This is a genomic window from Aquimarina sp. MMG015, from assembly GCF_018100855.1.
Lineage (GTDB): Bacteria > Bacteroidota > Bacteroidia > Flavobacteriales > Flavobacteriaceae > Aquimarina > Aquimarina latercula.
Genome location: NZ_JAGJEB010000010.1, coordinates 1 through 25,168, shown reverse-complemented (window position 1 = coordinate 25,168; position 25,168 = coordinate 1). Strand labels below are relative to the sequence as shown.

Here is a 25,168-nt window from a genome sequence, read left to right as displayed (position 1 = left end):
TTTAATAATAGATAATTACTTGAATTGTAAAACTATTTGTATTTAAAAGAAAATCAATTATTAAAAGGTTGATTTTGTGTAATCAGAATGATTCATTGGAGTTGATAAAAGGTAAACAAAAGATTGTTTTTTAGGATGTAAAATATTGTTTATCAGTGTGTTGTTGGCTGTTAGTTTTGTTTTGGTGTTTTTTTTGAAAATAAAAATGACTTTTTTACCTTATTAATATAGAACAAGGAATATCTTCATAAAAAGATAATTCGAAAACTAACATACTATCAAAAAGAAATATCATTTAAATAAAATAACAGGAGATAATGGAAGATTGAGAGTGATTTTCTTTCTGTTTTTTTATGCCACTTTTTCGTTTGCACAAACAGGAAATAATATTATTAAAACTAATGAAATTGATAGTTTGATATCTGTACTAGATAAAAATTATAATGAACCAAAAAAGTTATACAATATTCTTGATGCTAGCACTAAAATAGATTACCCTAGGGGAATTAGTAAAATGCATCTAATACTAAGTTTTTATTATAGAAAGTTGAATGAAATTGATAGTGCTTTTTACCATATCAATAATTCTATAAGAATCAGCAAAAAAAATAACTTAGATAAACAACTGTACAATTCCTATTTATCATTAGGAAGTATATATGGTAGAATTAAAAATTATAAAAAATCATTAGAGTTTTATCTTAAATCATATAATTATTATAAGAAACAGGGTAATGATAAACATAATGTCATACTACGTGCATTACAAATAAATATTGCCTCTACTTATAGTTTGTTAGGAGATTATGAGCTAGCTAACAATTATTATATGCAAAATCTTATGGATCCAGATTTTGAAAAAAGTTCTATTCATTATTGTCAATTACATCAAAATATTGCTTTGAATTTAAAGAGACAAAAAAAATATGAAGAAGCTTTAATCTGGTTAAATAAAGGTTTGGTGATTTCAGAAACGTATCAGCATCATCTTATTAAGAATAATGTTTTAATTAGCATTTGTGATGTTTATTTACTTATGAATAAAAGTGAAGAAGCAGAAAGAGTTTATTATTTAGTTGATAATGATTTTAATTGGGACAAAGATTTCTATTTAGGTATGATTTACTTAGGTATGAATAGGTTGAAAGAATCGGAGATACTATTTTTAAAGCATATAGAAAGAGAAAAAGATGACCGGAAAAGCATGGAGAGCTATCTAAAGCTTTCAGAAGTTTATTCTAAAGGAAATTTTTGGAAAAAGGCTAAAGAAAACAAAGATAGATATTATGCTATTAAGGATAGTTTAACTTCATTAAATAATAAAACTGTTATCAAAAATAATGAGATCGGTTTTAAACTTATTGAAGAGGAATTACTAAACAAACAATTGGATATAGAGAATAAGCTTTTAATTTCAAAAAATAAAAGACAGAGCAATATAATTACAGGAGTAGCAATTATATCATTAATAGGAGTTTTATGTTTTTTCTTATTACTCAAAAATATTAAAGTCAATAGAGAATTAAAGGAGACAAAAAAGAACGAGAAACAACTTTTAGAAGATAAGGTTGAATTAAGAGAAAATGAGTTGCATATGACTTTAGTCGCAATAGCTAACCGTCAAAAGATGTTTGCAGAGATCAAAAAAGAAATTGATAAGTTTGATAAATTTGACCCAAATACAAAAATTTTAAAAAAGAAAGTAAAGGACTTAATGGTGTCTGGAGATAACTTATCTGCTATTAGTGATAGAATAGAATCGAGATATCCAGGTATGGTTACTCGTCTTAAAAGTGTTCATCCTCAACTTTCAAATACAGAGATTAAATATTGCATATTCACAAAACTTAATTTAACCACCAAAGAAACAGCAAGTATTCTTGGCGTATCTGCTGATACAGTAAAGACTTCTCGAAGTAGGATTAAGAAGAAAATGAACGTGTCAGAATCTTTAAGCCTGAAAGAATATTTAGATCAGTTAAACAGTACTTAGTAAGCCGATTAGAAAAAAATGATATTTATTTTTTCTGAATCTTTATACTAGTGTTTCCAATATTTAAAAAGTAAATAGTAGACGATACAAGATGCGAAACATCAATGGTGTTATTCGTAATTGATATAGTTCCTTTAGAAGTTAGTTTTCCTTCAATTGTGAAAATAGAATAATCTAAAGGTTCCTGTATTTTAAGATCTACTGTAATAATAGAGCCTACAGGATTAGGATGAATACGTAATGTTCTATTATCACCATTAACTTCAGCAATACTCAATGTTGTAATTTCACCATTTATATCATATTTCGAAAAGAAATCCCAAATTAAAGCAGAAGCATCAATGTCGTAATTAGTTCCGGATGAGTTGAAATTAGAACCGGGCCATTTGTGTCCGCCATTATTTATTTTATAATGTTCAACACGTGCTCCATTATCTCCATTTTTAAATACTTGATATTCTACAGTAGAACCATCATTGGGAGCAGTATCAGGAAGGTTAGTAATTTCTGCTGAGGTTTCGCAATTATTAAAATTTGCCCAGAAACTCATTACATCCGGAGTAGATTCTATCCAATTAGCTCCTTCATAAGGTACCGTTGGATCTGATGTCCCATGAATTTCCATTACAGGGATTTGATGTGATGGATTACAGGTAGCAGGTTGGTTTTTATTCATTGTACCTGTAACCGAAGCTATAGCTGCAATACGCTCACTAAGCTCGCAAGCTAATTTATAACTCATAAAACCTCCATTAGACATTCCGGTACTATAAATCCTACCAGCATTGATAGTATAATTTGAAGATATTTCATCGATTAATGCTTCAGTATAGCCAACGTCATCAATAGCACTGGTTCCCCAACCTACATTAAAATGAGTATTTCCGGAGTTATCGACCGTACCCATAGGATGGACAATTAAGAATCCTTCTGTATCTGCAATAGATCTAAAATCTCCATAAAACATTTGATCATTTGCATTCGATGTATATCCATGAAAATTAAACACTAATGGAGCCGGTTTATCTGAAGAGTATATTGCAGGAACGTATAAAATATAATCACGAGTTAGACCATCGTGTTCTATGCTTCCGTTAATGGTTTGTTGTGCATTTCCAGTTATTGAAACAATAAAAAGCAGCCAACTTGTAATAAGTATTATTCTTAAAAACTTTTTTCTATTTACGGTATTGTCGGTCATAATATTTGAGTTTGTGTAAATCCGAGTGTGCAAGGTAGATTATTTTATGCATAGGCAATGTTTCATTGGGTTAGTGTAATGTTAAAATCTCTTAACAAAATCAAAAAAGTAATCTATAAAAGAACCTATTATGAGCATAGTATCTTTATTTATATAAAATTATTACATAAAAAAACCAGATGTTTTAGCATCTGGTTTTTATTATTTATGTTGGTTCTTATTATTTTAAGGCACCAACCATATCTTCTGGTTTAACCCATTGATCAAACTCTTCTTCTGTTACATAACCTAAGGCAACCGCTTCCTGTCTTAATGTAGTTCCATTTTGGTGAGCAGTATTTGCAATCTCTGCGGCTTTGTAATAACCTATTTTGGTATTAAGAGCAGTAACTAACATTAATGAATTATTCAATAACTCTGTAATCCTCGCTTGATTTGGTTCTATTCCTTGCGCACAATGAACATCAAAAGAAACACAAGAATCACCGATTAATTGAGCACTCTGTAATAGATTTGCGGCCATAACAGGTTTAAAAACATTTAATTCAAAATGTCCTTGCATTCCACCAACATTAATAGCAACATCATTACCTAATACTTGTGCACATACCATAGTTAGCGCCTCACATTGAGTAGGATTTACTTTTCCTGGCATAATAGAACTTCCTGGCTCATTCGCTGGAATAATTAGTTCTCCAATTCCACTTCTAGGCCCTGATGCTAGCATACGAATATCATTTCCTATTTTATTTAAAGAAACAGCAATTTGTTTTAATGCTCCATGTGTTTCTACAAAAGCATCGTGAGCTGCTAGTGCTTCGAATTTATTTTCTGCAGTTATGAACGGTAATCCTGTAAACTGAGCAATGAACTCAGATACTCTTTTAGCATATCCTTTTGGAGTATTTAAACCGGTACCAACAGCAGTTCCACCTAAAGCGATTTCTGCTAAATGTGGTAATGTGTTTTCCAGAGCTTTAAGTCCGTGATCTAACTGAGAAACATAACCAGATAATTCTTGTCCTATTGTAAGTGGAGTAGCATCCATAAAATGAGTACGTCCAATTTTTACAACATTTTTAAAAGTTTCTGATTTCTTTTTAAGTGTATCTCTTAATTGAGTAATACCAGGTATTGTAACTTCTAGAATTTTTTTATAGGCAGCAATATGCATACCTGTTGGAAAAGTATCGTTAGAGGATTGAGACTTATTTACGTCATCATTTGGCTGAATTGTTTTTTCACCTTCTCCTATTGTTTTTCCAGCTATTTGATGCGCACGATTAGCAATAACTTCATTGACATTCATATTACTCTGTGTGCCAGAACCAGTTTGCCATATTACTAAAGGAAATTGATCATCGTGTTTTCCTTCTAGAATTTCATCACATACTTGTGCAATAAGATCCCTTTTTTCTATGGGAAGTACTCCTAATTCACAATTGGTAAAAGCAGCAGCTTTCTTTAGATATGCAAAACCATATACAATTTCTAATGGCATTGATGAAGGTGCCCCAATTTTAAAATTATTTCTGGAACGTTCCGTCTGTGCTCCCCAAAGTTTATCAGCAGGCACTTTTACTTCGCCCATTGTATCTTTTTCTATTCTATATTCCATAGCGGTGATGATTTGTTTTTCGAACGGCAAATTTAAGAATTTGTAGAGCTTTTTCTGAATAAAGAATGTACTTTTTAAAAAGGAAATTGATTAAAGTTTTAGTTTTAAAAATAATTTATATTAATGCTATGAGATAAAAAGAAGAGTTGTTATCTTTGGCAAAAATTGAAATTAGATTACTATTATGTTCGAATTTGATCAATACCTTGGTTTCTTAGCATTTTTAACAATCCTTACTATTGGATTTTGGTTAATGATATTCTTGTTAACATTTGTTGTTCCTTATTGGATTTTTGGAGCTACTATTGAAAATTTTAAATTAAAACAAGAAGCTAAAAGAAAAGCTAGAGGAGAAGCTTAGATAATAGTTTTAGTTATATATATTAAAAAGAGGGAAATGATTTAATCATTTCCCTCTTTTTAATTTTATCGAGTTCTAATTTAATTTATACCTATTAAGAATCCTTTTAAACAAAGTAACTATGGTTTACCTTCAAATTCTTCACCGCCACCATTATTAAAGTTATTCCTGGATCGTTGTCTTTTCTTTTTTTGATTAAATCTATATGTAAAAGACATGGTAAAACTTCGTTCTCTCCATTGAAATTCACTGTCCGTAATAAAAGTTTCTGTAGTGGATACGCTTTGACGTTTTCTACTATTAAATAAATCACTTACATTAAATGTTAAGGAGGCTTTCTCTTTAAAAAGGTCCTTGCTAAATGCTAAATTTACACTTAGTAATCCTTCGCTTTTGGTTTGTGCATTTTCATTAGGTCCAGAATAAAAAGCAGTGGTTTGCCAATCTATCTTAGCAGGTAACGTGATCTTATTATTTAGACGAGCAAACCAACTAAAGTTATCTGCATCAAAATTTTGCCCATTAAAATCTCCTTTTATATTATTCTGAAAAGCATTAAAATTACCATTAATTCTCCATTTTTTAGTTGGGTTATAAGTTAATGTAAATTCAAAACCATAACGATCAGAACTAGATAAGTTTATAGGAGTTCTTCTAATAACAGGAACTATAGTTCCATCTCCGATAGTAGCGGTGTCACCAGTATCTTCTGCGATAAAAGTAAATATTTGGGTAGAACGATTGTAATAAATAGATGAATTAAGAGTAAGTTTTCCCATTCTATTTAAATACCCAAGATCAAATACATTGGAATAACTAGGATTTAGATCCGAATTTCCTTGAAATATGTTGGTAGCACTGGACCTAGAGGGGAAAGGATTGATAAATCTAGATCGAGGTCTTCTTATTCTTCGGTTATAACCAAGTGTTACACTCTGTTTTTCTGATAATTTATATCCTAAATTTATGGTAGGGAATATATCGGTATATATTTTTTTATTAAAATCACCACTTGTTTGTTGATCGATAGTTATTCTTGTGCTTTCTAATCGAAGTCCTAGTAAGTAAGAAAATTTTCCTGCTTTACTTCCAAATTGAGTATAAGCAGCATTTACTTGTTCTTTAAAAATTAGATTGTTAGATAAATTAGTATCTGTTGTTACAATACCATTATCATCAAATTGAACCAAGAATTCAGTGTCTAATTCATTAAAGTTTCCTCTATAACCTAATTCAAATTGACTTTTCTTTCCTATAGGTAATACGTAATCGGATTGGATAAGAATACGATCTTGTTTTTCTAAAGTATTTACCAATTCTATGGTAGAAATATTTTGTTGAGTAATTCTAGAGTCTTCCTCTTCTTCACTGTTTTCTATCTGAAAATCAAAAGTTAATTTATGACCACTGTCATTAAAATTTTTGTTGTAATTAATAGAATATTGTTTAGTGATGTCATCTTCTACCTCAGGATCAAAACGCAGGTTACTGCTTAAAATATTACCATTAGCATCAGGTTCTGTTATTAAATTAGATGTGTTACTTTCATTATCACTAGAACGATATAAAAAGGACCCTGTAATGGATGAGCTATCATTTATATACCATTCTAATCCTACATTAGTGTTAAGACCCTTACGTATTCTGTCGAAATCTCTTTTTTCATTTAAAAAAGTATCGGGTTCATCAACCTGAGTATCAGAATCAAAATTGAAAAATTGTGTCTCAGATAATGAATTACCAGGAACTTCACGATAATTGTACCCAGAAGTCGTGAAAAAATTTAAGTCTCCTGTCCTATAATTTAAATTTCCCGAAACACCAGCTTGTAAAGGATAGCCAGTGTTAAATGTAAGAGCTCCATTTAATCCTTGTAATTTACTTCGTCTTAATATGATGTTTAAGATTCCTGCAGTCCCTTCGGCATCATAACGAGCAGAAGGAGAAGTTATAACTTCTACACGCTCTATAGATTCTGCGGGTAGTTGTCTTAAAGCATCTGTGCTATTTAATCCTACTAAACCAGATGGCTTTCCATTAATCAATATCCGTACATTGTCATTTCCACGCAGAGCAACATTTCCTTCTACATCAACGGAAACAGAGGGAACGTTGTCTAAAACATCACTTACAGTACCTCCGCTAACTGTAAGATCTTTACCAACATTATATATTTTTTTATCAAGTTTTATTTCGACTGTAGTTTTCTCTGCGATTACGACAACATCATCTAAAGCTTCAGTATCGAGTCCTAGACCAATTGTTCCTAGAGCAGTGTTTTTAAAGACTCTTTGCTTTAGTAGTGTTTCTGTTTTGAATGAGATAAATTCTATAGAAATATTGTATATTCCTGCTGGTACTTGAATATTAAAACTACCATTGGCTTGAGTAATTCCACCTGTGACAATTTTATTCTCTTTAATACTAAAGAAAGAAATTGTTGCATATTCTAAAGGTTCATTAGTTTCTTTATCAATGACTTTTCCTGTTACTTTTACTTCTTTTTGTTGCGCAAAAGACGAAAATCCTAAAAATACGACTAATAACACTAAAATATATTTTCTCATACTTTCTGTTTTGATTGGGTGCCCAAAAATATAATTAGGCTATATGCATAAGGGTTAAATACGTGTTAAATAATGTATATTATTTATAATCAAAGCATTATGAGTTATAATAATTAAGTTAATTTAACAAAAAGTTGATTATAGTGCATATTTATTGGGATTTGAGCGAATTTAGTTACAATAATGAGGCAATAATTATAGTGTGAAATACGTTAGGGTTTTTTAGTTTTGTAAACAAATTTTGCTAAAAAAAAAGCTAAATAGATAGTAATACAAATTAATAAATTAGGGTTTATGAAAAAACTTTTGACGAATAAGTCTCTATTGGTAGTAGCGTTTATTCTTAGTTCTTCGATTTCAATGTATGCTCAAAGTCATAAAATGGCGCTGTCTTTAACAGGTGGTTATGTCGACGGAGGTTTTGGAGGTTTAGTAACGTTGGATTATAAAGTAAATGAATTCGATTATTTACAATTTGGTGTCCAAACCAACTTTACAAATTTAGATTTTAATGAGATAGAAATACCGGTAAACCTTTACGCATTTAATGCAGGTTTCTTTTTTGATGTTCTTAGGAATAATAAAAGAACATTCGCACTTTCATTAGGAGCAGGAGGTACTGTAGGTAGTGAAGTTATTAATAATGGTGATGAAGATTTAGAAACCGGAGAAAAATTAAATATAGAACCTAGTAGTGTAGTTTTCGGGGCTTATGCAGGTTTGGATGCGGATATTTTCTTAATTCCTACGGTAGCCATTAACATAAAAATTCAGGAAACATATCATTTCAATAGTGAAATAGGGGAGCTTACTCCATACTTTGGTGCTGGAGTGAAATTAATATTGAAATAAGTATTTAGAAGATTTGTTTTAATAAAATTGTTTAAAATTATAATATAAATAAGAGATGAAAAAGTCTTTACAATATATAGTATCAGGACTAACCTTTGTATTTTTAGTATTTGCTTGTACTAAAGAAATTACTGAGGATTTAGTTGTTTTTTTTAAAGTTGAGTTTAGTGAAACTAATATCGATGCTTTCGTTGATACTAAAGAAGAATCAAGTTTTTCAATTGTTGGTGCTGGAGATATAGAGGCAGGAGATTATCAAATAAAATATAATGTAACAGAGGGTACAGGTTCTTATTTTTTAAATACTATTGAAGTAGTAGAAAATGAATTTGTAGACTTGCCTGAAGGACCTGAGTATACCATAGAATATCTTGCAACATCAATAGGTACGAATAAAGTTACAATTACAATTAAAGATGGGTTAGATAGGGAAGAGGAATTTATACTAACATATAATGTAAATGATACTGATTTTACATTTGATGTAGTACCTTCTTCTGAAGGTACATATGTAAATGGAGAGATTGACTTAAATTTAAGTATAGCAGAAATTAGCGAAGCTACTTATGAAGTACAATATGTCTTTAAAGCTCCTGTAGATATAAGTACACAGGGGACAGGTAGCATTGGTGTTGATGGTACATCAATAGAACCAGAAACCTTAGTAGAAATTCCTGTAGGTGATACCTCATGGCAATTTACGGGTCTTACAGTTGGAATGGTAGAAATAGAATTTACTGTAACCAGCAGTTTAGGTGTTTCTAAGACTAAAACGCTTCAAATTGAAATTGGAGATACACCAGATTTTACGTTTACCGCAACATTAGATAGTGATACAGTATATACAACAAACTCAGGTGCTGTTATAAATTTTGTTATTACAGAAACTACAGGTACATCTAGTTATGTAATGAATTATAGAACTTCTAATACAGGTAATATAATGTATAATGGAGAAACTTATCAAGCTGGAGATAATATTCCAATTCAAGCTGGTGCAAGTATTGGAACTTATATAGGAACTTCAGAAGGTGAGCATACCTTGGATTTTAGAGTTGATAATTCTAATACTGTAACAGTATCAAGAGAAGCATCTTTAATTTTGAATTTCAGAGACCCTGATGGAACTCCTCCGGTTATAGAATTAATTGGTGCTAGCGAAATAACGGTTAATATTGGAGATTCGTTTACAGATCCTGGAGCTACAGCAAGTGATGATATTGATGGTGATATTTCTGCGAACATTACAGTTTCTGGTTCGGTTGATACAAATGTTCCTGGTTCATATACTTTAGTGTATAGTATAGAAGATTCATCAGGAAATACAACTTCAGTTGAACGTATTGTTAATGTAGTGGATAATATTCCTCCTGTAATTACAATTATAGGGGATAACCCTTTTGTGGTTAGGTTAGGTGATGCTTTTAACGATCCTGGAGCTACAGCAACTGATAATGTGGATGGAAATATAAGTTCTGGTATTACTGTAACAGGTTCTGTTAACGTAAATGTTGTTGGTGAGTACGTGTTAACCTACACGGTTAGTGATACTGCTGGTAATGAAGTTTCGGAAACAAGAACGGTTAATGTTATTAGCGATAATCCACCAGTAATTACTCTTGTAGGTGATAATCCTTTAGAATTAAGTTTTGGAGTGGCTTTTAGTGATCCTGGAGCAACTGCTTCAGATGATATCGATGGTGATATTACTGATCAGATACAAACTTCTGGAACTGTTGATGTTAATACACTTGGAGGGTATATTATCACATATAGTGTAAGTGATTCTTCTGGTAATACTACAGAAGTAACGAGAACCGTAAATGTTGTGGATAACACAAGTCCAGTTATCACTTTAGAAGGTACTAATCCTTTTCTAGTAAATATTGGTAATGTATTTAATGATCCAGGAGCAAATGCAAATGATAATGTTGATGGTAATTTAACAGCGGATATTACAGTTTCAGGAACTGTTGATGTTAATACACCGGGAGATTATGTATTGACTTATAGTGTGGAGGATTCTTCTGGAAACTCTGCTACAATTACAAGAACCGTAAGAGTTATTGATAATATCCCTCCAGTTATTACTTTGGTAGGGGCGTCTACTATTACAATATTACAAGGAGGTAGTTATACCGATTCTGGAGCAACTGCTTTGGATAATGTTGATGGAAACATAACTGCTCAAATAGTTACAACAGGTAGTGTTAATGTAAATATTCCAGCTTCTTATACAATAGAATATAATGTACAGGATGCAGCAGGAAATAATGCGATAGAGGTAGTTAGAACAATAATAGTAGAATCTAATATTAATTTTAATAGATTAACAGGTGTTCTTACTGCGCCGGCTGGAGCAACGGTCCAAGTTTCAATGAACTCTGGTGGAACCGGAAGTGGTAATGCGGTAATACAGGCTCGTAGTACTACTAATACTAATCTAGGTGTAGGAATCACTTGTTGGGGACTTACAGGAGGAGTTCAATGTTTAGATTCTGATGGAGATGGTGTAGATGAAACAAGTGGATTTACATTTATAATGCCCACAGACGGAATAGCAAATTTCACAGGATCACATACTCCAGATGGAACAAGTATAAATAGTGGAACCAGTTTTAGTATTCAGGTAGCTGGAGAGACATTTAATGAAAACATGGGGCCTGGAAATGAAATACCCCAATAATGATATAGTTGAATAATTCAATAAAAAAATGCTGAAAACTTATGTTTTCAGCATTTTTTTATTTTATAAGATCTGGATTACATTTTCGGGTGGTCTCCCAATAATCCCTTTTTTATTTTTTATTACAATTGGTCTTTCAATTAGTTTAGGATTCTCGCACATAATTCGAATTAATTCAGAATCTGTCAAGTCTTTATTTTTAAACTCCTGTTTCCAAATAGCTTCATTTTTTCTTACTAAATCAATAGGCTTTATTCCCAAAAGGGTTATTATTTCGGTAAGCTTTTTTTCAGTTATTGGAGTTTCTAAATATTTGATAATTTCTAGATCTTCTTTTTTTTCCTCAAGTATTGCAAGACATTGTCTAGATTTACTACATCTTGGATTATGATAAATTGTTGTCATAGTTTTAATTTTTAGTCTTCATTTTTTTGCCCCATCATCATAAGATATGCTTTTAAGAAAGCGTCAATATTACCATCCATTACTGCATCTACATTCCCAGTTTCTTCTGCAGTTCTTACATCTTTAACTAGTTTATAAGGATGCATAACATAATTACGAATTTGAGATCCCCATTCAATTTTCATTTTAGAAGCTTCAATTTCATCACGTTGCGCTTGTTGTTTTTTGAGTTCAAGTTCAAAAAGTTGTGATTTAAGCATTTGTAATGCTTTTAACCTATTTTCTTGCTGTGATCTAGTATCTGAACAAGATATCTGAATTCCGGTAGGAAAATGCGTAAGCTGTACTTTTGTTTCTACTTTATTTACATTTTGTCCTCCAGCACCACTTGATCTAGATGTTATGATTTCATAATCGGCAGGGTTAATGTCAATTTCAATTGTGTCATCTGCTAATGGATATACATATATAGAGGCAAACGAGGTATGTCTTTTGGCATTACTATCAAAAGGAGAAATTCGTACTAAACGATGTACTCCATTTTCACCTTTTAACCAACCAAAAGAATACTCTCCTTCAATTTCTAATGTTACAGTTTTAATTCCAGCAACATCTCCACCTTGGTAGTTAAGTTCTCTAATTTTGTAACCCTGCTTTTCTGCCCACATCATATACATTCGCATAAGCATGCTAGCCCAATCGCAACTTTCTGTCCCTCCTGCACCAGCTGTAATCTGAAGAACAGCACTCATATTGTCTCCCTCTTCACTTAACATGTTCTTAAACTCAAGATTTTCTATAAGATCTAAAGCTAAGGAATGACGTTCATTAACTTCTGTTTCAGTAGCATCCCCTTCTTTATAAAACTCGTATAGTATTTCTAAGTCGTCAACAAGAGTAACGCTCTTTTCGTACTCAGAGACCCATTTTTTTTCAGCATTTAATGCTCGCATTAGCTTTTCCGCTTCTTGAGCATTATCCCAAAAATTAGGAGCATATGTTTTTTCTTCTTCGTTAGCTATTTCTATTAATTTGGCATCAATGTCAAAGATACCTCCTTAACGCAACCAGGCGCTCCCTAAGATCCTGTAAAGTCTCAGTATTAATCATATTTTAATTATTTTTGACAAAAATAGGATTTAACACTTCAGTAGGAAATAATTTTACTATTATTTTATAGTTTTAATGCTTTTGCAAATCACATAAATCATTTTCAATGAAAATAAATATCACCTGCTTGTTTTTAGTAGTTAGTCACTTTCTCTCCGGACAATTTTTAGAAAAACAAAAAGATTTGAAACCGTTTAAGGGTTATTTTAATTTTTACTATAATCAAAGTAAGGATGAAATATACTTAGAGGTAAATAAATTGGATTCTGATTTTTTGTATGTTCATTCACTTGCTACTGGTTTAGGATCTAATGATATTGGTTTAGATAGAGGGCAGATAGGAGATGGGGTTATAGTAAAGTTTAAAAAGGCAGGAAACAAACTATTATTGGTACAGCCTAATCAAAGATACCGAGCAATTACAGAAAATAAGTTAGAGAAAAAAAGTGTTGAGCAAGCATTTGCGAAATCGGTTTTGTTTGGTTTTCCGATAAAAGAAAAAAAAGGGGATAGTTATATTATTAATTTAACACCTTTTTTATTGCAAGATACGCATGGGATTGTAAATCGATTGAAAAGTCAAAATGAAGGCTCTTATAGCATAGATAAAACCAAAAGTGCATTAAGTCTAGAAAGAACTAAAGGTTTTCCTAAAAATGTAGAGTTTGAGGCATTGATAACTTATAAAGGATCCCCAAAAAGAGGTAATATTTGGTCAGTAGCACCGGACTCAAAATTACTTACGGTAACACAACATCATTCTTTTGTAGAATTACCTGATAATAATTATAAGAAACGCAAATTTGATCCAAGGAGTGGTGCATTGTCTATATCTTATTTAGATTATGCAACTCCAATACAAGAACCAATAGTTAAAAGATATATTAAAAGACATAGGTTAGAGAAAAAAAATCCTGAATTACCAATTAGTGAAGCAAAAGAACCTATTGTTTATTATTTGGACCCAGGAACTCCGGAACCAGTAAGATCTGCTTTGTTGGAAGGTGCTAGATGGTGGAATCAAGCGTATGAATCGATTGGTTTTAAAGATGCTTTTCAGGTAAAAATGCTTCCCGAAGATGCCGACCCAATGGATTTAAGGTATAACGTGATTCAATGGGTGCATAGGTCTACTAGAGGATGGAGTTATGGAGCAAGTGTAGTAGATCCTAGAACTGGAGAGATATTGAAAGGTCACGTAAGTTTAGGTAGTTTAAGAATTCGTCAGGATTTTTTGATCGCTCAGGCGCTATCTAATAAACCTTATGCGAACGGAGATAATAATTATCAACCAATGTTAGAAATGGCTTTGGCTAGAATTAGACAGTTATCTGCTCATGAGGTTGGGCATACTATTGGGTTTGCCCATAATTTTGCGGCTAGTTCAAGTAATAGAGCTTCTGTAATGGATTATCCTCACCCATTGATAAAAATTAATGATGATGAGATAGTTTTCTCCGAAGCTTATGATACTAAAATTGGTTCGTGGGATAAGGTAACAGTGGCATATAGCTATTCTGAATTTAAAGAAGATGCAGATGAAGAATCAACATTAAATAGAATTTTGGATAATGCTTATGCTTCTGGATTGCGTTTTATATCAGATAGTGATGCTAGACCGCAAGGGGGAGCTCATGGTTTAGCTCATTTATGGGATAATGGGAAAAATGCTTCTGCTGAATTAGAGAATCTCTTGTCAGTAAGAGCAAAAGCAATTGATAACTTTTCTAAAGATAATATAAGAACTGGTGAACCATATTCGGTTTTAGAAGATGTATTCGTTCCGCTATATTTTTTTCATAGATATCAAACAGAAGCGGCAGTAAAATTAGTAGGAGGACTAAATTATAATTATACTATCAAAGGAGATCAACAAACAATTGTAGAAACTATTTCTGCAAAAGAACAGAAAGATGCCCTAGAACAAATATTAAAAACTTTGTCGCCGGAAGTATTAGCTATTCCAGAGGATAAACTAAAGTTGTTTCCTCCAAGAGCTTTTGGATATAATCGTACCAGAGAATCCTTCGGAAGTAAAACAGGAGTTGGATTCGATGCATTGAGTGCAGCTTCGACTGCAAGTGATATGAGTTTATCACTTTTGCTACATCCAGAAAGAATTTCTAGATTGATTCAACAAAAAAGCTTAGAATCCAATAGTTTAGGTGCTGAAGAAATGTTCGATAAAATTATTAATACAGTTTTTGAAACTGCATCCAAAAATAATTATCACAATGAAATTAGGTATGTTGTAAAAAATAATGTACTTAAACATTTAATGAATCTTACAAATAGTAAGAATACTTATCCGCAGGTGAATGCGGTTGCATTTGGAACTCTAAAGAAAATAAGAACTTTGCTTAATTCTGAAAAACAAAAAGGGATAAATAAAATATATAATGATTATTATATAAAGCAAATTGATGATTTTATTTCTAGACCTGAAAAATTCAAAGCATTACCTTCACCAAAAATCCCAGACGGATCTCCAATTGGAAGTTTTCAATGTAGTTTCTAAAAAAAACAGGTGTTAATAATAAAATAACAAAATAATTACAGTAGTACATGATAATAGACCTTAGAAGTGATACAGTCACTAAACCTACTCCAGAAATGCTTAATGAAATGATGAAAGCCGAGGTTGGTGATGATGTGTATAAGGAAGATCCAACGGTCAATGCTTTAGAAGAAAGGATAGCAACAATGTTTGGTATGGACAATGCACTGTTTTTTCCAACAGGAAGTATGGCTAACCAAGCAGCAATTAAAATGCACACGCAACCAGGAGAACAGTTAATCGCTGATAAGTATGCGCACGTATATAATTATGAGGGGGGAGGAGTGTCTTTCAATAGTGGAGTTTCTTGTAAATTAATTGATGGGCATAGAGGTATGATTACTACTAACCAGGTTTTAGAATCAATTAATCCGCCGGATTTTTACCACAGCCCTTTGACCAGTTTAGTGTGTTTAGAGAATACTACTAATAAAGGAGGAGGAGCTTGTTATAATTTTGAAGAAATAAAAAAAATAAAAAAGATTTGTGATGATCATAATTTGGGCTATCATTTAGATGGAGCAAGGTTATGGAATGCTTTGGTAGCTAAAAATGAAACTCCAAAGGATTATGGACAATTGTTTGATACTATTTCTGTATGCTTAAGTAAAGGACTCGGTGCTCCTATGGGATCTGTGTTGATTGGTAATGAAGAAATCATGCAAAAAGCAATTAGGATTAGAAAAGTTTTGGGCGGTGGTATGCGTCAAATAGGATATATGGCAGCAGCGGGATTATATGCCATTAATAATCATATAGATCGATTGCAAGAAGATCATAAAAAAGCTCAAGAGATTGGTAAAGTTCTAGAAAAATTATCTTTTGTAACCAACGTAGAGCCAATAGATACCAATATTATTATATTTACTATTGATGGAAATGAAGAAGAATTTATTACAAAAATGGCGGAAAAAAATATTCATTTCTATGGAATGGGACAAGGTAAGTTAAGGTTTGTTACCCATTTAGATTATACTCAGAAAATGCATGAGTATTTTTTAGAAGAATTAAAAGCAATATAAAAAAAGCCACTCATAATAAATGAGTGGCTTTTTTATGTTTATTTAATAAACTCTATACCTCTTTAGTATCTGCGCCAGGAGCATTTTCTTTTACTGAGTTGATGCCATTTTCCATTCCAGATTCAGAAGAATACATCTGACTACTTCCTATAACCTGACCATTCATTGCTTTAAGATTAAAAAAGAACCTACCGTCTTTAGCAGTTTTTCTTTCATATCTACCATCTTCAGCAGCATTTTTTTGTACGGATGCAATTCCATTTACAGCGGCAGCTTTACTATTGTAAACCTCACTACTTAAAATTACTTGCCCATTTTTAGCTTTTAAAGTAAAATGGTAACTATTTCCCTCTTTATTTTTGAGTTCAAACATATTGTCGAGTTTTTTAAAGAATATTAGAATGATTTTGATAAAAATATAGAATAATACGCAGAAAGAAAAATAGATTAAAATTCAAATAAGTTTTTTTAAGCCTTTTATCGAGAAAAAAAACAGTACGTCGAAAAACGGATAGTTTTTCTAAATGATCATTTTAACATTTCCTTTTGATATATATAATTTCGTAACTTTAAGTGTAACATAATAATAACCACTAAATCATCAAAACATGAAAAATCGTTTTTTATTAGTACTTCTTGCAATCGCTGGAATTTCTGCTCAGGCTCAAGATTTGCCTGCTAACCCTGAACCAGGAAAGTGCTATGTACGTTGTACGACACCTGATGTTTACGAAAATCAGAATGTACAAGTTCAAATTACACCAGAGTATAGAAAGCTAAAAACTTATCCTGCTACTTTTGAGACAGTAACTGAAAAAGTATTAGTTAAAGAAGAATCAAAGAAGTTAACTGTAATACCTGCAAAATATAAAACAGAAACAGTAACTTTTATCAAAAAGCAAAAAGCATCTGCATTAAAAGTAATTCCTGCTAAATTCGGAACAGGAGCAGAAACGGTAGAAATTAAGCCAGCGTATGCTCAATGGGAACTTGGATCTCCAGCACCTGATTGCGCATCAAGTAATCCAGATGACTGTCGTTACTGGTGTTATAAAGGATATCCTGCAGAATTTACTACAGTGCCAATCAAAACATTGAGTAGTGATGCAAGTACTACCAGCAGTGCTATAGCTGAAAAATCTAGTTCATATACAAAAAGAGTAGTTTCTGAGCCAGCTAGAACAATTGAAGAAGTTATACCAGCAGAATATGCTACAATAACTAAGACTGTTATGGTTAAAGATGCTTATTCTGAAGAAGTTGTAGTTCCTGCTACGTTTAAATCGGTAAGTAAAGAAGTGTTAACACAAAAGGGAGGATTAACTACTTGGAAAGAAGTAGAGTGTTCTTTAGTTGAGTATTCTGCATTACCAATTAATTGGAATCTAGGTAGTGCTACCTTAACTTCTCAAGCTAAGAGTATTATTGATACTAGGTTAATGCCGGTATTAGCAAATAACCCTGGAGCTAAAATGGAAATCGCTTCTCATACAGATGCTAGAGGATCTAAATCAAGTAATAAGAGTCTTTCTGAAAGAAGAGCACAGGCCGTAGTTACTTATTTATTATCTAAAGGAATAAATGGAAGTCGTTTGGTAGCTAATGGTTACGGAGAAAACAGATTAAAAAATAGATGTGCAGATGGTGTTTCTTGTACAGAGCGTCAGCATGCAGCTAACCGTAGAACTGAGTTTAGATTAATTAATAACTAATAGGTTCTTTATTAATAAGCACAAAAAAAGGAAGCAAATTGCTTCCTTTTTTTGTGCTTATTATGTTTTATTTAAACATATCCAGACCAGGAATATCGGGCATTCCTTCTTTTGCTACTGCTGCTAATTCAGCTTCGTTTACAGAAGTTGCCTTGGCAATAGCTTTATTTAGTGTAAGAATTAAATAGTCTTCTAACTGCTCCTTATCCTTTAGTAGCTCGTCGGCAATAGAAATACTTTTTATTTCTCTGTTAGCGGTTATTGTGACTTTAAGAAGATTATCAGTGCTGTTTTCGTCTACTAAAACAGTGTCTAGTCTTTTTTTTGTTTCTTCTACTTTTTTCTGGGTTTCTTTTAGTTTACCCATCATTCCCATCATATCTCCAAACATTGATATTTTTTTTAATGATTTATTAAGAACAAAATTACTGCTTTAACTGTTAATAAACTAAGAGATTATTGTGAAAACTCTATGAATTATATTGTTACTAACGATTACTTTTGCAACTTTGCGTAACTATTATAAATTAAATACTTTGGAGATAGAAGTTCAAAACCCAACTGCAGATATAAAAGCTACACATCTCGAAAAACATGGAGATATCCGTGTCGACAATTATTTTTGGCTTAATGATAAGGAAAATCCAGAAGTAATTGATTATTTAGAACGTGAGAACGATTACAACGATAGGGTGATGGGGCATACAAAAGATTTTCAAGAAAGTCTTTTTGAAGAAATGAAAGGACGTATTAAAGAAGATGACGCATCAGTGCCATATAAAATGAATGGGTATTGGTATATTACTAGATATGAGACAGGAAAGGATTATCCTATCTATTCTAGAAAAAAAAACACCTTAGAAGCAAAAGAAGAAATATTATTTGATTGTAATGAAGAAGCAAAAGGACATGCTTATTTTAAAATGGTTGGACTAAATATAAGTCCAGATAATACATTAATTGCTTTTGGTACCGATACTTTAAGTAGAAGAAAGTATACAATTCGTATCAAAAATTTAGTGACTGGTGAGATATATCCAGAAGTAATTGAAACTACTTCTGGTGGAAGTACTTGGGCTGCCGACAGTAAAACTTTGTTTTACACTAAGAAAGATGAAGCTACTTTAAGATCACATAAAATTTTTAGACATAGCCTCGGTTCAAATTCATCAGAAGACGTAGAGATCTATGAGGAGAAAGATGATACCTTTAATACTTTTGTTTATAAAACAAAATCTAAACAGTACATAGTAATTGGATCTAGTAGCACATTAACATCAGAATACCATATTTTAAAAGCTGACGATCCAAATGGAGATTTTGTTGTTTTTCAGCCCAGAATTAGAGGGTTAGAATATGGTATAGCTCATTACAGTGGAGATTTTTATATATTGACAAATGCCGATGAAGCTAAAAACTTTAAGTTAATGAAGGTTTCTGAGAAGAATACCTTAAAAGAAAATTGGATAGACCTTATTCCTCATCGTAAAGATGTTTTATTAGAAGACGTCGATATTTTTAAAGATTATCTTGTTATAAGTGAAAGAAGTAATGGTTTGAATAAAATTAATATCAAAAGATGGGATGGCACAGATGATTATTACCTTCCTTTTGATAATGAAACATATACCTCCTATGTAAGTACAAATGTAGATTTCGATACTAAAGTTCTTAGATATGCATATAATTCTTTAACGACACCAAATTCGGTTATTGATTTTGATATGGAATCTAAAGAAAAAGAGGTAAAAAAGGAGCAAGAGGTTTTAGGAGGTAAGTTTGATAAAAGTAATTATGTGTCAGAAAGAGTTTGGGCTACCGCTACTGATGGTACAAAAATACCGATATCTTTAGTCTATAAAAAAGGAATTAAAAAGGATGGAACTAATCCTTTGCTCCAATATGCTTATGGATCTTACGGTTCTACTATAGATCCGTATTTTTCAAGTGTTCGATTAAGTTTGTTAGATAGAGGATTTATTTATGCAATTTCTCATGTAAGAGGAGGAGAATATCTAGGACGTTCTTGGTACGAAGAAGGAAAACTTTTTAAAAAGAAAAATACGTTTACAGATTTTGTTGATTGCTCTAAATTTTTGATTTCGGAAGGGTATACTAATGTAAATCATCTTTATGCTATGGGAGGTTCCGCTGGAGGTTTATTGATGGGAGTTATTGTAAATATTGCTCCAGAATTATATAATGGAGTAGTTGCTGCTGTTCCTTTTGTTGATGTAGTAACCACGATGTTAGATGATAGTATTCCTTTAACCACAGGCGAGTATGATGAATGGGGTAATCCAAATAAAAAAGAATATTATGATTATATGAAGTCGTATTCTCCTTATGACAATGTTACAGCTCAGAATTATCCAAATATGTTGGTGACTACAGGTTTACATGATTCTCAGGTTCAGTACTGGGAACCAGCTAAATGGGTCGCTAAATTAAGAGAGTTAAAAACTGATAAAAACCTCCTGTTATTACATACTAATATGGAAGCAGGTCATGGAGGAGCCTCTGGAAGGTTTGCAGCTCTGAAGGAAGTTGCAGAAGAATATGCATTTTTATTAGATTTGGAAGGTATAAAGAATTAATTAAAAAAATTAACGTAACTTCGTAGCGTTTTTGTGACGGTTTGTAGACTCCCCTTTTTCAGTTCTATAAATTTGTTTAAAACACAACCTTATGAGAGAAGATATACAGGCTTATGATAATGTTTTAGAGCTTATAGGTGATACTCCACTTGTAAAATTAAACAGAATTATGAAAGGCTATCCAGGTAATTTCTATGCTAAAATAGAATCTTTTAACCCAGGGCATTCCACTAAAGATAGAATAGCACTTTATATTATAGAAGAAGCCGAAAAAAAAGGTATTCTAAAACCTGGTGATACCATTATAGAAACTACCAGTGGTAATACTGGTTTTAGTTTAGCGATGGTAAGTGTAATTAAAGGTTATGAATGCATACTTGCAGTTAGTTCAAAATCATCAAAAGATAAGATTGCCATGCTTAAAAACATGGGAGCTAAGGTTTATGTGTGTCCAGCACACGTTAGTGCGGATGATCCAAGATCTTATTACCAAGTAGCCAAAAGGCTTCACGAAGAAATACAAGGTTCAGTTTATATAAATCAATATTTTAATGAACTGAATATTGATGCTCATTATAACACAACAGGACCAGAAGTTTGGAACCAGACAAATGGAAAAATTACCCACTTTGTGGCATGTTGTGGTACGGGCGGGACGATTTCTGGAACTGCAAAATACTTAAAGGAAAAGAATAGTGAAGTTCGAGTACTTGGTATCGATGCTTATGGTTCGGTATTAAAAAAATATCATGAAACTAGAGAGTTTGATGAAGAGGAAATTTATCCTTATCGAATTGAAGGTTTAGGTAAAAATCTAATACCAACTGCTACAGATTTTGATGTTATTGATAAGTTTGAAAAGGTAAGTGACGAAGATAGTGCGCATACGGCTAGAGAATTGGTGAAAACAGAAGGAATGTTTCTAGGATATACTAGTGGAGCAGCTATTCAAGGAGTAAAGCAATTAGCTGAACAAGGAGAATTTGACGAAAATAGTAATATAATTATTATTTTACCCGATCACGGATCTCGCTATATGAGCAAGGTTTTTAGTGATGAATGGATGACCGAACAAGGATTTTTTGATAGTGTTCATGAAGAGGATGCTACAAAAGTTCAGTTTATTAAGTAAAATTATTTAATGTAAAAATATGAGCATCTGATATTTTACAGGTGCTTTTTTTGTGAAAAAATAGGTAGAGGTAGTGATTTAGAATATAATTATGCAATCACATCAATTTTCTGTATTTTCGCAAACTTAAAGAAATCAAATTAGCGGTAGATGAGAGATTTATTTGATAAAATATACGAAGACAAAGGACCTTTAGGAAAATGGGCGGATCAGGCAGAAGGATATTTTGTTTTTCCTAAGTTAGAAGGGCCAATATCAAATAGAATGAAGTTTCAGGGTAGAGAAGTAGTTACCTGGAGTATCAATGATTATTTGGGGCTTGCTAATATGGAAGAAGTTCGTAAGGTTGATGCAGAAGCTGCAGCTGCTTATGGATCAGCATATCCAATGGGAGCTAGAATGATGAGTGGTCATACAGATTTGCATGAGCAATTACAAAATGAATTAGCTCAATTTGTAGATAAAGAAGCCGCTTATTTGTTAAATTTTGGATACCAAGGAATGGTATCTACTATTGATGCATTAGTAAGTAAAAATGATATTATAGTATATGATGTAGATGCACATGCGTGTATTATTGATGGTGTTAGATTACACCAAGGACAACGATATACGTATCGACATAATGATATTGAGAGCATAGAGAAAAATTTAATGAGAGCTACAAGAATGGCTCAAAAAACTGGAGGAGGAATTTTATTAATCTCCGAAGGTGTTTTCGGTATGCGAGGTGAGCAAGGAAGGTTGAAAGAAATAGTTGCGCTTAAGGAAAAATATAATTTCAGATTATTTGTGGATGACGCTCACGGTTTTGGTACTCTTGGAGCAACAGGTGCTGGAACAGGTGAGGAGCAAGGAGTGCAAGATGATATCGATGTCTACTTCGCTACATTTGCGAAATCAATGGCTAGTACAGGAGCCTTTATAGCTGCTGATCAAGAGATAATTGATTACCTTAAGTACAATTTACGTTCTCAAATGTTTGCAAAATCCTTACAAATGCAATTAGTTGTAGGAGCGCTTAAGCGTTTGGATATGTTGCGAACAATGCCAGAATTAAAGGCGAAACTTTGGGAAAATGTAAACGCATTACAAAATGGTTTGCGTAATAGAGGTTTTGATTTAGGAACAACTCAGAGCTGTGTTACTCCTGTTTATTTAAAAGGGAGTATTCCTGAGGCAATGGCATTAGTTAAAGATCTAAGAGAAAACCATGGAATTTTTTGCTCGATAGTTGTATATCCGGTAATACCAAAGGGAATGATTTTATTAAGATTGATTCCCACGGCTTCTCATACTATGCAGGATATAGAAGATACATTAAATGCTTTTTCTGCGATAAGAGAAACATTGGAAAATGGTACTTATAAAAAGATGTCTGCGGCCCTAGCAGAAGCGATGGGAGAATAAAAATACCTTTAAATAGAATAAAAAAACAGCTACTCTTTTAAAGCAGCTGTTTTTTTATGATTTTTATTATCTACAATGATATTCAGGACCTTTAACGCATCTACCATTAACACAGGTACATCGTCCATCAATATTCGTAGAACAATCTAATGTCAATGGTCCAAAACTGCAAAATGGACTACTTCCTCCGTTGATAGATAATTTTTGTTGCTTTTTAAGTTCGCTAACTCCTTGTAAGTTTAAAATTTTTTTGATCATAATGTTATGGTTTTAGAGTAAAAATTAGTTGTCTAAAAATAACAGTATATCGGGGAAATAATAGTTTTTTTTGTATTAAATGTTTGCTAAAAAAGATTTAATATAATTTAAGACTTGTTTTATCTATAGATTTTTTCGGTAAGTTCTGCGCATTTTGTGTTGCTCGTGCTCGTAATCATTCCATAAAGCTTGTATAGCTTTATTTTCTTCTAATTCGGGATTTGTTTCTACCATTTCTATACCATTACGTATAAATGTTTCATTCATTTCCTTGAAAATAAGAGCGGTAACTCCTTTGTTTTGATATTCGGGATCTACTCCGATAAGATAGAAAGCTGCAGTGTCATTTCTTCTTTGTGCTTTAAGAATATGCAAAAATTTTAAAGGATAAATTTTACCATTCATCTTTTTTAAGGCTTTGGAAAAAGAAGGCATAACAATAGAAAAAGCAATTAATTTTCCATTTTTATCAGCTATACATGTGATATATTCAGGATTTAAATATGGTAAGTATTTTTTCTTGTACATTTCAATCTGATACTGTTGTATCGGTACAAATGTTTGTAAACTACTATATGTTTTATTAAGTAAATCAAACATATCATCAGCATATTTTAAAAGTTCTTTACTTTTTTTGAACTTAAGTAATTGAAGTTGATAGCGTTCTTTGATTATTTTAGCGAACTTGATTACTTTATCTTTAGTTTCATTAGGGACTTTTATTTTATATTCTACCCAAGTAGCTGCATCTTCGAAACCTAATTGTTCCATATGTTTTTGGTAATATGGATAATTATACCAAGTAATCATGGTATTAAGTTCTTCAAATCCTTTTATTAAAATACCTGCTTTATCCATATTGGAAAAACCAACAGGTCCTTCCATATACTCCAAATAATTTTGTTTACCAAAATCAACAACTTTTTCGAGAAGAGCTTTGGTTACTTCAAGATCATCTATAACATCAAACCATCCGAAACGGATTTTTGGCTTTTGTTGTTCTTTTACTTCAATCCAATTGATAATTGCCGCTATTCTTCCAACAATTTTATTGTTTTTATATGCAAGAAAATATTTAGCTACGGCATTTTTAAAAACAGGATTTTTAGCCGGATTCATTACATCTAACTCTTCTTTAATAATAGAAGGAACGTAATAGGGAGAGTCTTTATATAATTCAAAAGGAAACTTAACAAATGTAGTTAAATCTGCTTTAGAGGTAATTTCTTTAATCGTAATCATACAACTTCGCTAGTTCGTAACAAATATATAACCCTTTTGTCAAACATCTTAAAGTAAACAGGTCATTTTAATAAATCAATCGATAACTTGATCATTATAATAGTTGACTGTAATGTTTTTCTAAAAAAAATACTCCACTGATCAAACTAATGATCAATGGAGTAAAGGATACATAACAAACAATAATTTTACTTATTATTTATACACACACAACTTTAGTATCCAGGATTTTTACTAATTTTAATTAATTGCATTTATTTCACTAATTGAAGCTTTATAAACTAATTCGACGATGATTTTAAAAGGCTAATTCAATTCATCATTTATCAGATTATATGTCTTCATAGTGGTTATATATTTATAATATTGTGACTTTTATTAATACCCTGGATTTTGCGGTTCTAAGTTTGGATTTCTAGCTAATTCTTCTGATGGTAATGGGAAC

General features: G+C 31.9%; 19 protein-coding genes. 10 read left to right on the top strand and 9 right to left on the bottom strand.

The window, feature by feature from the left end; translation table 11 throughout:
• The first annotated feature begins 331 nt into the window (after window positions 1-331).
• Window positions 332-1,993 carry a tetratricopeptide repeat protein gene (locus J8L88_RS17750; RefSeq protein WP_371813698.1) on the top strand — a complete coding sequence of 554 codons (1,662 nt, stop codon included), beginning with the start codon at window positions 332-334 and terminating at the stop codon, window positions 1,991-1,993.
• A gap of 25 nt (window positions 1,994-2,018) precedes the next feature.
• Here the strand turns inward: J8L88_RS17750 and J8L88_RS17745 are convergent, their stop codons facing one another.
• Window positions 2,019-3,194, bottom strand: coding sequence for a T9SS type A sorting domain-containing protein (locus tag J8L88_RS17745; RefSeq protein ID WP_211061458.1), 1,176 nt, complete (start codon window positions 3,192-3,194; stop codon window positions 2,019-2,021).
• 220 nt (window positions 3,195-3,414) lie between these two features.
• Complete coding sequence (fumC, locus tag J8L88_RS17740) at window positions 3,415-4,812, bottom strand: class II fumarate hydratase (protein ID WP_211061457.1); 1,398 nt, start codon at window positions 4,810-4,812, stop codon at window positions 3,415-3,417.
• 184 nt (window positions 4,813-4,996) lie between these two features.
• On the opposite strand from fumC, the gene J8L88_RS17735 reads away from it, so the two are divergent.
• A complete protein-coding gene (locus J8L88_RS17735; RefSeq protein ID WP_091412127.1) occupies window positions 4,997-5,173 on the top strand; it encodes a hypothetical protein in 177 nt (58 codons plus the stop codon).
• Between the two features lie 119 nt (window positions 5,174-5,292).
• Here the strand turns inward: J8L88_RS17735 and J8L88_RS17730 are convergent, their stop codons facing one another.
• Complete coding sequence (locus J8L88_RS17730; protein WP_211061456.1) at window positions 5,293-7,740, bottom strand: TonB-dependent receptor domain-containing protein; 2,448 nt, start codon at window positions 7,738-7,740, stop codon at window positions 5,293-5,295.
• Between the two features lie 294 nt (window positions 7,741-8,034).
• On the opposite strand from J8L88_RS17730, the gene J8L88_RS17725 reads away from it, so the two are divergent.
• Both J8L88_RS17725 and J8L88_RS17720 read left to right on the top strand, forming a co-directional pair.
• Window positions 8,035-8,592, top strand: coding sequence for a conjugal transfer protein TraO (locus J8L88_RS17725; RefSeq protein ID WP_118385938.1), 558 nt, complete (start codon window positions 8,035-8,037; stop codon window positions 8,590-8,592).
• Window positions 8,593-8,647: 55 nt separating this feature from the next.
• On the top strand, window positions 8,648-11,278 hold the full coding sequence (locus J8L88_RS17720; protein WP_211061455.1) for a DUF5011 domain-containing protein: 2,631 nt from the start codon (window positions 8,648-8,650) through the stop codon (window positions 11,276-11,278).
• Between the two features lie 63 nt (window positions 11,279-11,341).
• On the opposite strand, the gene arsC is transcribed toward J8L88_RS17720, so the two are convergent.
• Together arsC and prfB are read right to left on the bottom strand one after the other, a co-directional pair.
• Window positions 11,342-11,683 (bottom strand): arsenate reductase (glutaredoxin), encoded by a 342-nt coding sequence (gene arsC, locus J8L88_RS17715; RefSeq protein ID WP_118385940.1) that lies wholly within the window; start codon window positions 11,681-11,683, stop codon window positions 11,342-11,344.
• Window positions 11,684-11,694: 11 nt separating this feature from the next.
• Window positions 11,695-12,793, bottom strand: a protein-coding gene (prfB, locus tag J8L88_RS17710; protein ID WP_108805411.1) for a peptide chain release factor 2 whose coding sequence is annotated in 2 segments (ribosomal slippage) — window positions 11,695-12,729 and window positions 12,731-12,793 — 1,098 coding nt in all. Because the reading frame shifts where the segments join, the coding sequence is not laid out codon by codon here.
• 106 nt (window positions 12,794-12,899) lie between these two features.
• Here prfB and J8L88_RS17705 point away from each other — a divergent pair.
• Both J8L88_RS17705 and J8L88_RS17700 read left to right on the top strand, forming a co-directional pair.
• Window positions 12,900-15,311, top strand: coding sequence for a zinc-dependent metalloprotease (locus J8L88_RS17705; protein ID WP_211061454.1), 2,412 nt, complete (start codon window positions 12,900-12,902; stop codon window positions 15,309-15,311).
• Window positions 15,312-15,358: 47 nt separating this feature from the next.
• Window positions 15,359-16,372: a low specificity L-threonine aldolase gene (locus J8L88_RS17700; protein ID WP_027393673.1), complete on the top strand. Its 1,014-nt coding sequence runs from the start codon at window positions 15,359-15,361 to the stop codon at window positions 16,370-16,372.
• A 52-nt stretch (window positions 16,373-16,424) separates the two neighbouring features.
• On the opposite strand, the gene J8L88_RS17695 is transcribed toward J8L88_RS17700, so the two are convergent.
• Window positions 16,425-16,745: a YegP family protein gene (locus J8L88_RS17695; RefSeq protein ID WP_027393674.1), complete on the bottom strand. Its 321-nt coding sequence runs from the start codon at window positions 16,743-16,745 to the stop codon at window positions 16,425-16,427.
• Between the two features lie 235 nt (window positions 16,746-16,980).
• Between J8L88_RS17695 and J8L88_RS17690 the strand changes: the two genes are divergently transcribed.
• The gene (locus J8L88_RS17690; protein ID WP_108805415.1) at window positions 16,981-18,084 is read left to right on the top strand and encodes an OmpA family protein; all 1,104 of its coding nucleotides are present in this window, start codon (window positions 16,981-16,983) and stop codon (window positions 18,082-18,084) included.
• 67 nt (window positions 18,085-18,151) lie between these two features.
• On the opposite strand, the gene J8L88_RS17685 is transcribed toward J8L88_RS17690, so the two are convergent.
• Window positions 18,152-18,475, bottom strand: coding sequence for a YbaB/EbfC family nucleoid-associated protein (locus J8L88_RS17685; RefSeq protein ID WP_118385943.1), 324 nt, complete (start codon window positions 18,473-18,475; stop codon window positions 18,152-18,154).
• A gap of 145 nt (window positions 18,476-18,620) precedes the next feature.
• Here J8L88_RS17685 and J8L88_RS17680 point away from each other — a divergent pair, with 145 nt between their 5' ends.
• The 3 genes from J8L88_RS17680 to J8L88_RS17670 all read left to right on the top strand — a co-directional run bounded on the left by J8L88_RS17680 (window position 18,621) and on the right by J8L88_RS17670 (window position 23,223).
• On the top strand, window positions 18,621-20,681 hold the full coding sequence (locus tag J8L88_RS17680) for a S9 family peptidase (protein WP_247666510.1): 2,061 nt from the start codon (window positions 18,621-18,623) through the stop codon (window positions 20,679-20,681).
• A gap of 91 nt (window positions 20,682-20,772) precedes the next feature.
• The gene (locus tag J8L88_RS17675; RefSeq protein WP_118385945.1) at window positions 20,773-21,813 is read left to right on the top strand and encodes a PLP-dependent cysteine synthase family protein; all 1,041 of its coding nucleotides are present in this window, start codon (window positions 20,773-20,775) and stop codon (window positions 21,811-21,813) included.
• Between the two features lie 150 nt (window positions 21,814-21,963).
• On the top strand, window positions 21,964-23,223 hold the full coding sequence (locus J8L88_RS17670) for an aminotransferase class I/II-fold pyridoxal phosphate-dependent enzyme (protein ID WP_211061453.1): 1,260 nt from the start codon (window positions 21,964-21,966) through the stop codon (window positions 23,221-23,223).
• A 66-nt stretch (window positions 23,224-23,289) separates the two neighbouring features.
• On the opposite strand, the gene J8L88_RS17665 is transcribed toward J8L88_RS17670, so the two are convergent.
• Window positions 23,290-23,481 carry a hypothetical protein gene (locus J8L88_RS17665; RefSeq protein WP_027393680.1) on the bottom strand — a complete coding sequence of 64 codons (192 nt, stop codon included), beginning with the start codon at window positions 23,479-23,481 and terminating at the stop codon, window positions 23,290-23,292.
• A 123-nt stretch (window positions 23,482-23,604) separates the two neighbouring features.
• Complete coding sequence (locus J8L88_RS17660) at window positions 23,605-24,723, bottom strand: GNAT family N-acetyltransferase (protein WP_211061452.1); 1,119 nt, start codon at window positions 24,721-24,723, stop codon at window positions 23,605-23,607.
• Window positions 24,724-25,168 lie beyond the last annotated feature (445 nt).

Coding starts and splice junctions, on each gene's coding strand:
- J8L88_RS17745 (WP_211061458.1), bottom strand. CDS start 3,194: ATGACCGACAATACCGTAAATAGAAAAAAGTTTTTAAGAATAATACTT.
- fumC (WP_211061457.1), bottom strand. CDS start 4,812: ATGGAATATAGAATAGAAAAAGATACAATGGGCGAAGTAAAAGTGCCT.
- J8L88_RS17735 (WP_091412127.1), top strand. CDS start 4,997: ATGTTCGAATTTGATCAATACCTTGGTTTCTTAGCATTTTTAACAATC.
- J8L88_RS17730 (WP_211061456.1), bottom strand. CDS start 7,740: ATGAGAAAATATATTTTAGTGTTATTAGTCGTATTTTTAGGATTTTCG.
- J8L88_RS17725 (WP_118385938.1), top strand. CDS start 8,035: ATGAAAAAACTTTTGACGAATAAGTCTCTATTGGTAGTAGCGTTTATT.
- J8L88_RS17720 (WP_211061455.1), top strand. CDS start 8,648: ATGAAAAAGTCTTTACAATATATAGTATCAGGACTAACCTTTGTATTT.
- arsC (WP_118385940.1), bottom strand. CDS start 11,683: ATGACAACAATTTATCATAATCCAAGATGTAGTAAATCTAGACAATGT.
- J8L88_RS17705 (WP_211061454.1), top strand. CDS start 12,900: ATGAAAATAAATATCACCTGCTTGTTTTTAGTAGTTAGTCACTTTCTC.
- J8L88_RS17700 (WP_027393673.1), top strand. CDS start 15,359: ATGATAATAGACCTTAGAAGTGATACAGTCACTAAACCTACTCCAGAA.
- J8L88_RS17695 (WP_027393674.1), bottom strand. CDS start 16,745: ATGTTTGAACTCAAAAATAAAGAGGGAAATAGTTACCATTTTACTTTA.
- J8L88_RS17690 (WP_108805415.1), top strand. CDS start 16,981: ATGAAAAATCGTTTTTTATTAGTACTTCTTGCAATCGCTGGAATTTCT.
- J8L88_RS17685 (WP_118385943.1), bottom strand. CDS start 18,475: ATGTTTGGAGATATGATGGGAATGATGGGTAAACTAAAAGAAACCCAG.
- J8L88_RS17675 (WP_118385945.1), top strand. CDS start 20,773: ATGAGAGAAGATATACAGGCTTATGATAATGTTTTAGAGCTTATAGGT.
- J8L88_RS17670 (WP_211061453.1), top strand. CDS start 21,964: ATGAGAGATTTATTTGATAAAATATACGAAGACAAAGGACCTTTAGGA.
- J8L88_RS17665 (WP_027393680.1), bottom strand. CDS start 23,481: ATGATCAAAAAAATTTTAAACTTACAAGGAGTTAGCGAACTTAAAAAG.
- J8L88_RS17660 (WP_211061452.1), bottom strand. CDS start 24,723: ATGATTACGATTAAAGAAATTACCTCTAAAGCAGATTTAACTACATTT.